We start from the raw sequence: 16221 nt of genomic DNA on the forward strand, positions 1-16221 counted from the left end.
AAGGTAAAAAAAAGCCTGCCGCGCGGCAGGCTTTTACTTATCAATCTTATTTACGGTTATTCGCTAAAGGTTACTCGTAAGAGTAAGATAGCGTTACGTTGCTGTATCTAGAGTATGCACGTATACCGATATGCCAAGTACCTGCTGCAGGCGCGTCGAAGGTACATTCTTCGTTGTTACCATTGCGATAAGGGCGGCAATCAAAGTCGTTTGTCTCTGGCTGAGAGCCGAACTTCATGTATAAGTCTGCATCGCCTGAGCCACCAGCAATGCTAACGGTCATTTGGCTTACACCTTCTGGAATAGTCCACGTATAGCGGTTCCAGGCGTTTCGAGCGGCGGATAAACCAGGCACTTGTCCTGATACTGGCTCAACGGTAGGGCTTCCGCCATTGTCGGTTCCATCACCGCTTCCATCACAGCCGTTGGTATTAAGCTGGTTGTACGCATCGGCCAATTGCATCAAACCAAACCCATAGAAATTATCACGACCCGCACTGCCTTTATCCTCAGCGGTAACATTAAGTGCATTTCGAATTTGGTTATTTGTACACTGAGGGAAGTAGCTCCAAACTAATGCAGCACCACCTGCAACGTGAGGCGTTGCCATTGACGTGCCGCTAAGAGCTGCGTAGGTGTTAGTCGGGTAAGTTGACTGTACTGCACTGCCAGGCGCTGCAATCTCTACTTGGTCATTATATTGGCTGTAGCTGGCACGGTTTTCATTTGAGTCTACCGCGGCTACTGACATAACCGCATCGTAAGACGCCGGATAAGACTTGCCACTGTTACCATCGTTACCTGCTGCAGCCACTAGCAACATACCCGCATCAGTGAAGCTTTGCATAGCATCACGCTCTGTCGCTGATGCACTGCCGCCACCCAAGCTCATATTAACAACGTTTGAACCCGCATTTTCACACTGAGTAATAGCGTCGATAAGATCTGACGCATAGGTCCACTGCCCGTTGTCATTAAAGATTTTTACAATGTGCAGGTCGACGCCAGGGTATACACCTACAACACCTTCGTTATTATCATAAGCTGCGATAGTGCCGGCAACATGGGTTCCATGACCGTTACCGTCGTTATACCAGTTACCTACGGCGGCATTGTTCGCATTACCTGTTACACCATTATTGGTATCCGGCAAGTCGGGGTGACCCAAGTTATAACCTGTATCGATAACACACACTTTACGCGCTGTAGTATCGGCTTGGCCAAACTGGTTAGCTTGAACCATGGTGTAACCGTATGGTGTGGTTTGTGCCATAGGTTTACGCTTCGCATCTATTTCGATACTTTCAACATTTGGGTTTTTGCGAAGTTCGTTTAATGCTTTACGATCGAGCTTCGCCGCCATCATGCGATGTTTTTTCAATTCTTTTTTAACTACGCCCCCTGCACGGATAACGTCATTTTTTGCAGCTTGTACGTTAAACGCTTTTTTCTGATGACCGAATTTAAGCGCCCCTTTTCCTGTTAGCGTGTCATCGTTAGTTCCCATAAGGACTTCAGATGTCATTTCATCTTTAAATTTTACAATGTAACGATCGCCAGACTCTTCAAGTGAGCCAAAACCAATTTTTTTGAATCGATTATCTAGGCGACTGTTTAAGCTTTTATTCAACTTTGAGGAGAAAGATTTTTTCTTTACTTCTACTTTTACCGGAGCATTTTCTTCAGCTATTGCACTTTGACCAGCGAAGGCTAAAGAAACTGCGATGGCAGCAGCAGTCATACATGTGTGTTTCTTATTTTTTAAATTCAAAATTTATTTCCTGTTTATCTGTCTTGTTGTTTCAGCACTTTTACTCTCGTGCTTTAGAAACTTTTGTTATGTTTTGACATACAGGTTCAACCATTACCTTAAACGAAACGCCTATCCATGACTTTCAACGCAACTGCGTTGCAACGACCTACCCGCGTGTCAGTTGGCGTAAATAAAACGTACCTACACTTCATCTACAAAATCCATATTAATAGGCAAATCAGCATGTTGAGTATACAACCTCAGTCCTGATGAGTTTTTTTCATACCTATTAAACAGCCATCAAACGGAGTAAAAAAACGTCACACCCCGTCATCCCTGCGCTATGAGCAGATTCATATTAGGAATAGATCTTTATAATTAACATTTATTTCACGACTACAAATGTAACAAAATGTGAGCTGTGCCTTTTTGAAAGTTATTGGCAGAAACTTGAGATGGCTTGAAAGGCCCATGAGAACGTGGTTTGGTGAATTAGATGGGTGGGATTGTTAGGTTTATTAAATTTAGATAGGCAGTTTGCTCAACACGCGAGAGCATTTAACGAGACGAGGGACACTAGTTGTGACAGGCATATTTAAAGACGAAAATTGTGACAGGCATAGTTAAAAATGAGATGAGTTTTCACTTAGTCTATTTGCTAGGCATAAAACGGGCTTGAACAAATTTTGATAATTCTTCTTGTTGAAAATTAGAAGCAGTCGAACAGGTGAGTTTCGCTAGCGAAAATAAGTATGCAGCTACATTGACTGTTCTGGTATGTCGTTGGTCAATTTAGATTGAAGTTATCCTAGCAAACGTCTGGCATTTGTTTGCCCGTGCACCCGTTGTTGATTTTGATTATGCGCGTACTGCTCTAGGTGCAGCACTTTTCCTGCTGCATGCTTAAATAGGGTTTCGAATTGCGTGGTTAGCGTTAACCATTTGTCGCTTTCGATGTTGAGCCTATCCAAAATGTGTAATTTGATGTTGTCTACTTTCCCTTGTTTGGCTAGGTACATACGTCGACTGGTTGCATCAACGGCCTGAAGATATTCAATGAGAGTAAAGGGCAAACCGGTCGATAAACCTTTTTTTGATTTACTTGAAAAAGGCATGAGTCGTTTTGGCGTCTTCCCTGCCCTAGCTGCGCGTATACGATACTGTATACTAGTGTGATTGGAACTTTCTGGTGTTTTTGCCATATTTGCACGCACTGGATTTAAATCTACATAAGCCATGCAGGCCGCTAGAGCCGATTCATCTAATAGCGCTTGCGATTTAAATCGTCCCTCCCAGAAATGTCCTGTGCACGCATCTTCTTTGTTAGCAGCTCGGGCAATATACTCATTCAGTGCTCGCATAAACCAGCTGATATCGTAGAGCCGCTTTCGCCACACTTCTGCAGTGCATTCAATGGTTTTAAGTTGCGCTGCACTAAGCTCTTCTCGCGTAGGTAACGCCAGATACTGCTGTGTAAGCAAAGTTCCCTTATACAATGTATGCCAACGCTGAAGCACTTCCTCGATGGTCATAGACTGCGCTTTGTCCTTGTCTATATGCAGCACCAAGTGTGTATGATTACTCATCACTGCATACGCACATACCCCGATAGTGAATACTTCACTCAACACATGTATTCGATTTTCCACCCATTGACGGCGGTGTTCAAAACTTTTCCCATTTTCTTCCCCGCACAAAAAGGCACGACGAACACAGCGTGAAATACAGTGGTAATAGGGTGTATCGAAAAGGCTAATTTGCGATTTTCTGGCTTTAGGCATCGAGGCTGTCAAACTATGAGTTGTAATATAAACAGTTTGAGTATTCATCGAGCTTAAAGAAAGTGTATCGAGGTACAGTTTTATTGATGTTTTATGCCTGTCTCATTAGTTGATGTGTCTCATTAGTTGATGAGTGCATGGGTACAAAAAAGGGGCAATAAAATTGCCCCTTCGTCAGTGCGCTAGGTTTCACGCGCAGTGGTGTTAGCGGTGCTAACTGAGTCGCTGCCTAACAATTTCATATAAGCACACGCCGGTTGCAACCGATACGTTCAAACTTGAAACACTGCCAGCCATAGGAAGCTTCACTAACTCGTCGCAGTTTTCTCTCGTAAGCCTGCGCATCCCCTTTCCTTCAGCGCCCATCACCAAGGCTGTAGGGCCTTTTAGATTGATATCATAAAGAGTTTTATCGGTTTCGCCTGCTGTACCTACAATCCAAATTCCTTTGTCTTGCATGTGCTTTAAGCTTCTTGCCAAATTCGTCACCTGAATAAGCGGTATCACTTCTGCAGCACCGCACGCCACTTTGCGAACCGTGCCATTTAAACTAGCTGATTTGTCTTTAGGTACAACAACGGCATGTACGCCAGCGCCATCAGCTGTTCGTAAACACGCGCCTAAATTGTGCGGGTCGGTAATTCCGTCTAGCACCAGTAAAAAAGGTTGTGACTCTTTCTCTAAAATGCGGTCAAGATCGGCTTCATCAAGTACTCGTGCGGCTTTTGCTCTGGCAACTACGCCTTGGTGCTGCTCGCCGTTAACTTTGTCATCTAAGGTTTTGCGCTGACAAAACTGTACAGAAATGCCAAAACGGCGGGCTTGGTTCACAATGTTGACTAAACGCTCGTCGGTTCTACCTTTTAGCACCATAACTTCAACAACACGCTCAGGCTCGTTTTCTAATACCGACTGCATAGCATGTAAACCGTATAACCATTCTTGCTGCGCCATTTAACGCTTTCCTCTTCTACTCGTTTTATCTGATTTACCCGCTTTAGCAGGGCTTTTTACCCCGCTATTGGCTGGTGTCTTCGCTGGGCCTTTTTCTTGCCCAGTGCCACCACCTTTATTTGATGCAGGTTTAGGACCTAGCTTCCCTTTTCCAGCGGCTTTCTTAGAAGGTTTCGCTTTTCCCTTCTTGCCACCAGGGCTGCGCAGCATAGACTTATCGAACAATAAATCAATCTTTCTTTCATCTAAATTAACGGCAGCAACTTGCACTAACACGGTGTCGCCCAATCTAAACTGATTGTGGCCAGACTCACCCACTAGCGCCATTTTCACATCGTCAAAATGATAGTAGTCATCATCTAACGAGGTGATGTGAACAAGCCCGTCAATATGATATTCGGTAAGGCGGATAAACAAGCCGAAATTAGTGACCGAGCTCACCACACCTTCAAAGGTATCGCCAACGTGGTCGAGCATAAATTCACATTTCAACCAATCGGCAACGTCGCGCGTCGCATCATCGGCTCTGCGCTCTGTCATAGAGCACTGTTCGCCCAATTGCTCTATTTCATCAACCGTATAGCTCTTACTGCCGCTTACCGACTTTTTGCCCTGTTGCTTTGCAATAATGCTTTTCAGCGCTCGGTGAACCACCAAATCTGGGTAGCGACGAATTGGAGAGGTAAAATGCGCGTAGGCTTCTAACGCTAAACCGAAGTGGCCAACGTTGTCGCCGCCATATACCGCTTGCTTCATTGAACGAAGCAACATGGTTTGTATTAGCTCTTCATCAACGCGACCTTTGGTTTTAAGCACCACGTCGGTAAATGCAGAAGGCTCTGCATCATCAACAATGCGATGAGTAATCCCTATCTCGCTAAGGTAGCTCGTAAATGCGGTAAGTCTGTCGGCGTCTGGCTTGTCGTGTATGCGATATAACGCCGGTGCTTCATGCTTTTCAAGCATAAGTGCAGCGCTCACGTTCGCCATGATCATGCACTCTTCAATAAGCTTATGTGCATCATTTCTCACAAGAGGAACAATGTTTTCTATCTTGCGCTGTGCGTTAAACACAAATTTCACTTCTTGCGTTTCAAACTCAATAGCACCGCGTTTGGCGCGAGACTTTTTAAGGCCCCGATACAAGTCGTGTAAGTTACGCAAATGAGGCACATGCGCTTCGTAGCGCTGATGCATTTCTTTGTCGCCCTGCAGAATTTTCCAGACCTTGTTATACGTAAGGCGAGCATGAGAATTCATTACGGCTTCGTAAAATTGGAACTCTTCAAGAATGCCTTGCGCACTGATGGTCATTTCACACACCATGCACAAACGATCTACTTCAGGGTTAAGCGAGCACAAGCCGTTTGATAGTACTTCAGGCAGCATTGGAATAACTTGGTCGGGGAAATACACCGAGTTTCCACGCTGTTGCGCTTCATCATCAAGGGCTGAGCCTGTTTTTACATAATGGCTCACATCGGCAATGGCTACCCATAGCTGCCAGCCGCCATCGTCTAGCGGCTCACAATATACTGCGTCGTCGAAGTCTCTGGCATCTTCACCATCAATTGTTACCAACGGCAATTGACGTAAATCTACCCGTCCTGCTTTAGCATCATCAGGCACTTGGTCGGTAAGGTGTGACACTTGTTTAGTCACGCCCTTCGGCCACTGATGTGGAATATCAAACGTGCGCAAAGCCATCTCAATTTCCATACCTGGCGCCATATGCTCACCAAGTACTTCAACAACTTTACCTACTGGGCTCATTTTTCTGCGCGGGCGCTGAGAAAGCTCTACAACCACAACTTGCCCCATTCGAGCACCGTTAGTGCTTTCCGGCGGAATGACAATCTCGTGCTGAAGGCGGCTGTCGTCTGGCACTACCATGCCAAAGCCTTGCTCTACAAAGTAGCGCCCAACAATGGGCTCTTCTCTTGGCTCTATAACTTGTGTGATAAAGGCTTCTTTGCGGCCTCTGCGGTCGGTGCCGCTCACTCTGGCTTCTACAATATCATCATGCAGGAACATGCTCATTTGTCCTGCACTTACGAATAAATCGCCACTTTTATCTTCAGGGCGCAAGAAACCAAAACCGTCACGGTGACCAATAAGTCGGCCTTTAAATATTTCATCACGGTTTTGAAGAATGTACTTTTTCTGACGCGTAAACTGTACCTGCCCCTCACGCTCCATGGCACGAAGTCGTCGTTGAATACCAATTCGGGCATCTTCGTTTTCAGCATTTACTTCGGCGCAAATATCAAGAAATGACAAGGGTTTGTCATACTCTTTCAATATGCTCATCAAATGTTCTCGGCTAGCTACCGGGTTTTCGTACTTTTCTTTCTCGCGCTGATAATGCGGGTCGTCACTCATGTATTTGTAAATTACCTTTTGTTTATTTGGTTTTGTTTTTCAATATCATTTCTAAAAAGCGGATATTTCAATTGGCTTTGCGTGATTGCATAGTGTGTAATTTCATCGCCAAAACTACTTTGCTGTTATGGCATCACTGCAACCGCTTCGCCATCTGGTTGTTTGATGCACAGTATAACAGTATTTATCACAAAAATATTGCGCTCAAGTGACAGCCAGAAACTGCGTAAATGAGTAAGTTGACTCGACTCTTCATTTTCCTTACAAAATAATGAGCGGTAACTCGCTTCGGTTGATTAGTTCATTGTCTACAGGTGGCGCTTTCGTATCACAAAAGCGCTACTTATCATGCCTGTCTTATTTCTTTTCATCTCTTATTTATCATGCCTATCTCATTAGTTGCGTTTGCTAATTTTTATGACTGTCTTAATAATATTTTTTCACAATGAATACTCAAGCTTGGCTTTAGTAGTGCAAAGCATTGATAAAAAAGTGACACCTTCATGTCATATAGCCCCTGTATAAAAATAAGCCTTAGCATGTCGAGATGTGTGTTTTTAAACTTTAACGCTTTGATGAGTTTGTGCTTAGAAGCGACAGTGTTCTTGGGCGCTGACACTCTATAACGTTAAAATCTAGCGTTATTTCCGAAATATAAACGCAGCATCGATATATCACTTACTCTTTTTGGAAAACCAGGCACCATGGATAGAAGAAAATTTATTGCATTATCATCAGTTGCTGGCGTGAGCATGGCAATATCAAGTGGACTAGCTGGATGCGTTTCAAGCGCTCGCCCATCAAGCAATGCTGCTTTTACACATGGCGTGGCCAGTGGCGATCCGTTACAAAGCGCTGTTATTATCTGGACGCGGGCAGTTCCAGCGGGTAATGCCACTAAAGCCGACATTATTTGGGAGGTAGCCAGCGACAAAACGTTCAAAAGTATTGTGGCCAGCGACAGAGTATTCGCCAAAGCATCGCAAGACTATACCGTTAAAGTTGACGTAAAAGGCCTATCACCCAACAGTCAATATTATTATCGCTTTCGAAGCGCTGACAGCATGAGTGCAATCGGTGAAACCCGAACCCTACCTTCCAATGAAGTCAGTGAAGTGACTTTTGGAGTATTTTCTTGCTCTAACTATCCAGCAGGCTTTTTCACGCCTTATATGGAGGCGGCCGAGAATTCAAACATAGACTACGTGCTTCACTTGGGCGACTACATCTATGAATACGACGGCGAAGGATATGCCACAGAAAACGCAAAACAAATTGGCCGTACGTTTGAACCTGACAACGACACCGAGCTCTTTACCCTTACCGATTATCGCCGCCGCTATGCGCTTTATCGAACAGATGAAGGGTTACTCGCGCTGCATCAAAATAAACCCTTTATTGTAGTATGGGACGACCACGAAGTATCAAACGATACTTACAAAGATGGCGCTCAAAATCATCAGGACGATGAAGGCGACTTTTTCAACCGTCGCGCAGCAGCGATACAAGCCTACTACGAGTGGCTACCGATAAGACCCACCTTTGGTGAGTCGCGCATGGAAATTTATCGACAATTCACATTTGGCAAGCTGCTCGACCTGTACATGTTAGACACGCGGGTACTCGCTCGCGATAAGCAACTTGAATATGCTCATTACCGTGACAAAGATACCAAGGCGTTTAACCAAACGGCGTTTACTAAAGATATAAGTAACCCGCAGCGAGGTCTGCTTGGCGACGCGCAGCGTAAATGGTTGAACGAGGCAATGAAAAACAGCAGTGCAAAATGGCAGGTGTTAGGCCAACAGCTTTTAATGGGTCGCATGCTGTTTCCGGTGTCTATATTTAATGGCGTGCCGCGGGAGCAAATTCCGGCTCACGTTGGCACTCTTGCTAAGATAAAGCGTAAACAGCAGCGCGGAGAAACGCTTAGTGAAAATGAGTTGCAGCTAGTGGCCTCAGTCATGCCATACAATCTGGATGCGTGGGATGGCTACCCTGTTGAGCGGGAGAGTTTACTAATCCAACTAAAACAGCTTAATAAGCCAGTCATAGCACTAGCTGGAGACACTCACAACGCGTGGCATAACACCCTCACTCTCGCTGATGGAACAAAAGTCGCCGTTGAGCTTGCGACTCCTGGAGTTTCCTCGCCAGGGATGGAGAACTATTTATCTATGGATAATAAATCAGCCGAGGCAATGGCGAAGGATTTACCCATGCTTATTGACGACCTTCAATACTGCAACCTTCATCAGCGCGGATTTCTGACACTAAACGTTACCCATGAAGAATCAAATGCTACATGGCATTTTGTCGATGCCATTTTGACTAAAGACGGAAAAGTAAGCCAAACCCATTCCATAACTCTTAAGGCTTAGCAGTAAGGTTTTATAGTTATGGGCGTTAGAATAGAAAAGGGGCAGAGTGAAAGCTCAGCCCCTTTTTTGGTGTTACTTATGTGACGCGTATTAAATTGGGATCTGACCCCATTTATTGTTTTAGAACTCGTAGTATACGCGTACGCCGGCTATTCTGGGCATGCCGCGAACATTGGTAGGAATACCAAGGCCGCCGCCGGTATTACCTGCATCAATTAAATACTCTTTATCGAACGAGTTATTTACATACAGCTCGTAGGCAAACTGACTGTCATTTTTATTCAACTTAATAGAAACGTCGGTGAGTGAATACGTATCTTGCGACGAGCCAGGATAATTACTGCTTTCAAAAAACACAGTAGACTGAAAGCTTGTTAACCAATTCACATCAAGGGTCCAAGCATCTACGTAAAACAACTTGTTAATGTTAAACGCACCGCTTACCTCTGGTGCTAAACGAAACTTGTTACCGCCATATTCAAAGGGCGAGCCATCTGCTGTATCGTTAGCAAACTCGGCATCAAGAAACCCTAAGCTACCTGTAAGGGTTAAGGTGTCGCTGTAATTATAAACCGCCATTCCCTCGATACCTGACATCGACGAGTCACCCACAGTCACGGTAATGGATTGTAATGTTTCAGGGTCGGTAAAACTCTGCTGATAATTACTGTATTCATAGGTAAACATAGCACCGGTAAACATAAAGTTGGCGCTTTGATATTTAACACCAACATCAACACTATCCACTATCTCTGCATCGGTAATATTTACCCCACCAGCATTAGCATCTACTACAGGTGAGCGTCGGCCTCGCGCGTAACTTGCGTACACATTCCAGTTGTTTTGAATATCGTAACTTACTGCAAAACGAGGAAGGGTATCGCTAAAATCACCCTCACCTTCAAACGTAAATGGCCCATTCGCAGTGGCAAAGGTATTGCGCGTGAAGCGAGTTTCATCAATGTAACGCATACCCGCTGTCACATTTAATTCATCGGTAACAAAGTAAGAAAGCTCAGCAACGTACGACTTAATATCTAATTCAGCCTCGAAAACAAACGGCCCCTGAATAACAGTAGAAGGTAAGTCGGGATTGGAAATTGGCGTACCATCTGCGTTAAACAACGCCGATACCAGCTGGCTGCGAAGGGCTTGTATTTGCTCAAGCGTTGCGTCGGTAGCAATATTTTGGTTAAGTGGAATATCCGACGACGCTTCTAACTGAGCCTTTACCGCATCGAATGTACCGCGAACAAATGGGTCCACCATGATGTAGTAAGGCAAGATTGAATCATCCTGCATAATAGATGCCCCCACAAACCCAGTTAGCCTGTCACCAGAGTTGTAAACTAGGCGCATAGAGCCGCCTTTTAGTGTGGCATCGTTATCAAAATACGCATCTTGAATTCGAAGCGCTGAACCATCAGCGTCAAAACCTTCGCTTACTTCAACATCCTTGTAAAAGCCATCTGCATGAAAGCGCAGCGTGTCGTTGATGTCATAGTTAACTGTAAGATCATAAGCGTACAGAGAACGCTCAATACCCAGTTCACTCCCCATGCTAAATTCAGCCGCAGTGTAGGGGCTAGTATCGCCATTTTTAGGCGCGATAGAGCCAGATTTAAACGCAATACCTGGTTGATCATTGTATTCCATTGAAGCACGGGCAATAATTTCCAGCTGGTCATAATCAGCCTTCCACGTAGCGCGCAACGCCTGAACCGACACCCCTTGTAAATCTTCACCGCTGCACGGCACGCTATTACCTAGATGATCGATTACATCAGCTTTGCCATAAAACGCTTCATCACTACAGGCTTTATTTTCAACGATGCCATCCATTTCCCGGTACAGCCCTGCAATTCGAAAACTATTGTTTTCGTTTACTGGTTTGTTGTACATAAAGTCGAGCTCTCTTCCCTGCTCGCTGTTATAACCAAGCTGTACCTTACCTTCTTCTGTGTCGGTGGGTAGCTGTGAATGAATGCTAATAGCACCATTTGCAGCGGCGACACCGAAAAGGGTTGGCTGAGGCCCTTTAAGTACTTCAACTCGCGCAATATCGTAAAGGGCAACACTCGATACGGTCTTTTTACTGATATCAAAACCGTCTTGGTATACTGAAATTCGCGGTGTTGCGGAGACCGATGACACGTCATCGGTGACACCGCGAATATTGAAAGAAGGCAAGCTTACCGCCTGCTCTTGAATTTGAACATTGGGAAGGATACGAGATAAATCGTCGAGTTCCATTATATTAGTGCGTTCCAAAAACTCACTACCAATAACGTCCATGGTTACCGGTACATCCATTACCGATTGCTCACGCATTTGGGCAGTGACGGTAATTTCTTCTATATAGTCATACGTATCATCTGACGTGTCTGGTGCCACAACACTAGACTCTTGTGCATTTGCTGACGCAAAAGTGGTTGCAGAGAGCGCGCATACAACTGCGCTGGCTAACAATGAGCGGGGGTACATAGTTCATTCCTTTATGTGTGCAAGCTTTGTGTTTTTTATTTCAGCGCTCATGAGTAAGGTGATTGATTTTTCTGCGCTGGCGTTCATGAAGGTAGAGTGGATTTGAGACGTTTCGATGACACATATATGAAAGATAAAAGGCAGTTCTATGACAGTGCCTTGAACCATAAACTTTTGTAATTTATGTACATTATCATCTTGTATAGTAGTGCTATAAAAAGCATGCTAGTCTGATAATAAGAATTATTCTCAGGCGATTAGGCGAGCATTTAAAGCGTGTTCACGTTTTACTAGGCTCGATGAATATTCAATGAAACCATTACCATGTTGAAGGAGAAAACAATGAAAAAAGCGATAATGCTACTAACCGCGATTGGTGCGGCCACACTGCTAAGTGCATGTAGTGCAGAGCACGGTACTACGATGTGTACAACAGCACCTCAGGCAGATTGGCAAAATCAAGAAGCCTTTCAAGCACAACTTGTGGCACAGGGTTATAAAATAAACGAGTTTAAAGTAACCGATGGTAACTGCTACGAAATCTATGGCTTCAACAAAGATGAAAACAAGGTAGAAATTTATTTCAACCCTGTAGATGGCAGCATCGTTAAAGAAGAAAGCCACTAACCTTTAAGGCAAATACGTTGTAAGGTTTATATGAAAGCGCCACAATTATTATTGCGGCGCTTTTTTTTCAGCGCTGTTTATAAAAGTGAAGGCAAATGACATGACTGATAACACAACACAGCCTGTGAAAGACACAACACCTGCAAACAACCACCGTAGTAAAAACACCTTTAGTAATGACCATAAGGGCAATAACCTGCAAGACATTACTATTTGGGATGGTGTGGTAAGGCTGTGTCACTGGGGCTTGGTTATTTGTTTTATCACAAATTATTTTATTGTTGAACCAGGACGTCTGTATCACGAAATTGCGGGTTATAGCGCCGTGTTTTTCGTTGTTGTGCGCATCGTTTGGGGCTTCACACGCCCACCAGCTGAGAGTACTTATCAAGACAGTACTTATCAAGACAGGCATGCTTCTCATGACTGTCATAATAAGAGTGATAAAAACGACAATCAGGACCAAAGCGTTTATCAGGACTCCACCTTTTGTGACAGGCATAGCAGTGACAGGCATAGCAGTGATGTTTATGACAGGCATAGCAGTACTTCTCATGATTCTTTTTATGCCTGTCTCAATAAGGAAGCTCCTAGTGAATCGAACTACGCTAGCTTCCGCACTGTTAACTTAAGTAGCCAAGCTTTTAAAGAACATTTACAGCACTTAACACTTCGTAATGTGCCTGTCCAAACAGGGCACAACCCCTTTGGTTGGCTTATGATATTTGCAGTTATAGGGTTATTTTTTGGCCTAGGTATTAGCGGGTTTCTAATGGAGGAAATTGACGCCCTATTTGGCAATAGTACGTTGGAATGGATCCACAGCATATTTGCTGATGTGTTATATGCGTGTGTATTGGTCCATATTGCAGCGGTGTTTTTTGTGCAGTACAGAGGGCGCGTACAGTTGCTGCGCCCTATGATAACGGGCTTACGGCGAAACTTGTCTCGAGATGATAAGCCTTAGGGCGTGATCTTTGCTGAGCATTTTCGCATGGGCCTATGTGATGTTTAAAAAGGCAAATGATTAAAGGTCTAGTGGACTAAATTAAAACCATTTAACGCGGTATATACAGCACGCAGGCGCTACCCGAGAGGGGCTAAATTTCTACAGTAAAGGTTAACGTGCCTTAACTATCCATAGGCCGTTTTGCAGCGCGAACTGCTTTGGGGTGCATTAGCGTTTCTAGTTCATCAAGGTATGATGCTATTTTTTTGTGCTGAGCTTTGTCGTTAGTAATGGCGTTATGCAGCCAGTGATAAGCATCTTCGTAATCGTATGGGCTACCGTAACCTGCTAGAAACAACTCCACAAGCTGAATTTGGGCCTTTAAATTCTTAAGTGCTGATGCTTCACGTAGATAAACAACGGCGCGCTCTTTATCTTCTTGTACCAGTGTTCCGTTTGCGTAATATCGGCCTAACTGTTCTAACGCCGCAGGCAAACCTTGATTAGCTGCATCTTCTATATAGCCAATACCTCGTGCCGGTTCCTCATCAACGCACACTCCCCACGCCAGCATGTCACCCCATAAAAACTGATAGGCAGGCACTTTTAATACGTCGGCCCGCGCCTCAATGTCCTGAACCAGCTGACAGCGATCGGCCAAAACCTTATCTAAATGCGTATTGGCATTTATCATTTCAATAAGTGCGTCTTCGCTGTAGAGCTGTACAGCACGAATCTCTTCTAGGGTTTCGCCCTCCAAAGCATTAACACGCGCAGAAAAACTGAGCGTTAAAAAAGTAACCGCAAGAGTGATAAGAAGATATGGTTTCATAATTACAGGTTCTAACAATACTAAAGCAAGCGTAGTTAAGTTATCGTCCAAGTATAGAATATCTTAACTACATTGCTCACTTCTTTACAGCTACTGCACTATTTAGCAACCTTGTTTAGTGGCCGCCTTTTGTGGAACATAAAGCAGATTGAATATGACGAGCGTGGTCAGCAAGGTCGATACCTAAGTCGGTAAGGTAACCTCCATCAGGTAGAGTGATAAGTCCTTTTGAGTATAATCGAGAGGCGGCGTTAACCATGGTTTGACTTGCGTCATGGTGAATTTTTAAACCTTGTAGCAGGCTATTGTCTGGAAATTTGAGTAGTAAATTTAACTCGTCGAGCATGTCCTGATCGAATGTTGTCATACAACCACCTTAAGCAAAGGATTGAAAGTTATAGCGCTTATGTTTCTCTATTAGTTATAGCGCCATTTCCTATATCACACACAATTAATCGCACTGTCCAGATCATTTTCTCGAAAATAATCACTATTGAACCTTTTATATGGAATTCACACCGCGAACTGATCGGACTTTCTCACTAAATAGTATACTCTTGCCATAACATGAGTTCGTGGATGTGCAGCCCCAATGAAGTATAAAGATTTACGCGACTTTATTCGCCAACTAGAAAGCAAAGGTGAATTGGTACGCATTAGCCAGCCAATTGATACCGACCTTGAAATGACCGAAATTGCGGATCGCACCTTGCGTGCCGGCGGCCCTGCGCTTCTTTTTGAGAATCCCAAAAATCATTCTATGCCTGTCTTGGCCAACCTGTTTGGTACACCTCATCGGGTTGCCATGGGTATGGGTCAAGACTCAGTAGAGGCGCTAAGAGAAGTGGGTAAACTTCTAGCCTACTTGAAAGAGCCTGAGCCACCGAAAGGATTGAAAGATCTGTGGTCAAAGCTTCCTGTGTTTAAGCAAGTGCTTAATATGCCGGCTAAGGTAGTTAAAAAAGCGCCTTGCCAAGAAGTGGTGCTAACCGGTGATGATGTAGACTTATCAAAAATCCCCGTTCAGCGATGCTGGCCAGGTGATGCGGCACCATTGGTAACGTGGGGGCTCAGCGTAACTCGCGGGCCGCACAAGAAACGTCAGAACCTAGGCATCTATCGCCAGCAGGTTATTGCCAAGAATAAACTCATCATGCGTTGGTTATCTCATCGCGGCGGTGCGCTAGATTTTCGCGAGTGGTGTCAAACTCACCCCGGCGAACCCTACCCAGTGTCAGTAGCATTAGGTGCCGACCCTGCCACTATTTTAGGTGCCGTTACGCCAGTGCCCGATACGTTATCTGAATATGCATTTGCCGGGTTGTTACGAGGTGATAAAACGGAAGTGGTTTCTTCTATTAGTAACGATCTGCAGGTACCCGCAACCGCTGAAATAGTACTTGAAGGGTATATTGCGCAGGATGAAACCGCGCCTGAAGGGCCTTATGGCGATCACACTGGTTATTATAACGAGGTAGACGAGTTCCCTGTCTTCACCGTTACCCACATAACTCACAGAAAAGATCCTATTTATCACTCTACCTACACCGGTCGTCCGCCAGACGAACCCGCCATTTTAGGCGTAGCGTTAAATGAGGTGTTTGTCCCTATTTTACAAAAACAATTTCCAGAAATTGTCGATTTTTATCTGCCGCCTGAAGGATGCTCCTACCGAATGGCAGTGGTTACCATGAAAAAGCAGTATCCGGGGCATGCGAAGCGGGTAATGATGGGTGTATGGTCGTTTTTACGCCAGTTTATGTACACTAAATTTGTTATTGTGTGTGACGATGACGTGAATGCGCGAGATTGGAATGATGTGATTTGGGCCATTACTACGCGTATGGATCCGGCCCGTGATACGGTATTGATAGAAAATACCCCTATCGACTACCTCGATTTTGCATCTCCCGTATCAGGGTTAGGCTCTAAAATGGGAATGGATGCGACCAATAAGATGCCCGGTGAAACCGACCGCGAGTGGGGCGAGCCCATCGTTATGGATGAAGACGTTAAAAAGCGTGTTGATGATATTTGGGACGAACTTGGTATTATGAAATAATCAGGCTCAAGAGCAA

The 16221-nt window shown here is 44.6% G+C and carries 11 protein-coding genes; 4 read left to right on the forward strand and 7 right to left on the reverse strand.

The genetic code is table 11. The features are described 5' to 3' along the window. Positions 1–70 precede the first annotated feature (70 nt). From O9X84_RS12120 to rnr, 4 genes are all read right to left on the reverse strand, one after another. The gene (locus O9X84_RS12120) at positions 71–1741 is read right to left on the reverse strand and encodes a S8 family serine peptidase (protein WP_442864531.1); all 1671 of its coding nucleotides are present in this window, start codon (positions 1739–1741) and stop codon (positions 71–73) included. Positions 1742–2556: 815 nt separating this feature from the next. After that, positions 2557–3534: a transposase gene (locus tag O9X84_RS12125; RefSeq protein ID WP_269520031.1), complete on the reverse strand. Its 978-nt coding sequence runs from the start codon at positions 3532–3534 to the stop codon at positions 2557–2559. Between the two features lie 213 nt (positions 3535–3747). Then, on the reverse strand, positions 3748–4488 hold the full coding sequence (gene rlmB / locus O9X84_RS12130) for a 23S rRNA (guanosine(2251)-2'-O)-methyltransferase RlmB (protein ID WP_269520032.1): 741 nt from the start codon (positions 4486–4488) through the stop codon (positions 3748–3750). Next, a complete protein-coding gene (gene rnr, locus O9X84_RS12135) occupies positions 4489–6870 on the reverse strand; it encodes a ribonuclease R (protein WP_269520033.1) in 2382 nt (793 codons plus the stop codon). It lies immediately after the preceding gene. Positions 6871–7574: 704 nt separating this feature from the next. On the opposite strand from rnr, the gene O9X84_RS12140 reads away from it, so the two are divergent. Beyond that, the gene (locus tag O9X84_RS12140; RefSeq protein ID WP_269520035.1) at positions 7575–9251 is read left to right on the forward strand and encodes an alkaline phosphatase D family protein; all 1677 of its coding nucleotides are present in this window, start codon (positions 7575–7577) and stop codon (positions 9249–9251) included. A 120-nt stretch (positions 9252–9371) separates the two neighbouring features. Here the strand turns inward: O9X84_RS12140 and O9X84_RS12145 are convergent, their stop codons facing one another. Further along, positions 9372–11735, reverse strand: coding sequence for a TonB-dependent receptor (locus O9X84_RS12145; protein WP_269520036.1), 2364 nt, complete (start codon positions 11733–11735; stop codon positions 9372–9374). A gap of 342 nt (positions 11736–12077) precedes the next feature. Between O9X84_RS12145 and O9X84_RS12150 the strand changes: the two genes are divergently transcribed. Both O9X84_RS12150 and O9X84_RS12155 read left to right on the forward strand, forming a co-directional pair. After that, a complete protein-coding gene (locus tag O9X84_RS12150; RefSeq protein WP_269520037.1) occupies positions 12078–12362 on the forward strand; it encodes a PepSY domain-containing protein in 285 nt (94 codons plus the stop codon). 100 nt (positions 12363–12462) lie between these two features. After that, positions 12463–13329, forward strand: a complete 867-nt coding sequence (locus O9X84_RS12155) for a cytochrome b/b6 domain-containing protein (RefSeq protein ID WP_269520038.1) — start codon at positions 12463–12465, stop codon at positions 13327–13329. A 163-nt stretch (positions 13330–13492) separates the two neighbouring features. Here the strand turns inward: O9X84_RS12155 and O9X84_RS12160 are convergent, their stop codons facing one another. Further along, positions 13493–14143, reverse strand: coding sequence for a tetratricopeptide repeat protein (locus O9X84_RS12160; protein ID WP_269520039.1), 651 nt, complete (start codon positions 14141–14143; stop codon positions 13493–13495). A gap of 115 nt (positions 14144–14258) precedes the next feature. Further along, the gene (locus O9X84_RS12165) at positions 14259–14510 is read right to left on the reverse strand and encodes a TIGR02647 family protein (RefSeq protein WP_032094905.1); all 252 of its coding nucleotides are present in this window, start codon (positions 14508–14510) and stop codon (positions 14259–14261) included. Between the two features lie 225 nt (positions 14511–14735). Between O9X84_RS12165 and ubiD the strand changes: the two genes are divergently transcribed. Continuing rightward, positions 14736–16205: a 4-hydroxy-3-polyprenylbenzoate decarboxylase gene (ubiD, locus tag O9X84_RS12170; protein ID WP_269520041.1), complete on the forward strand. Its 1470-nt coding sequence runs from the start codon at positions 14736–14738 to the stop codon at positions 16203–16205. Positions 16206–16221 lie beyond the last annotated feature (16 nt).

Origin of the sequence: Alteromonas sp. BMJM2 (assembly GCF_027257845.1) — a bacterium.
In the GTDB taxonomy this organism is placed as follows: Bacteria; Pseudomonadota; Gammaproteobacteria; order Enterobacterales; family Alteromonadaceae; genus Alteromonas.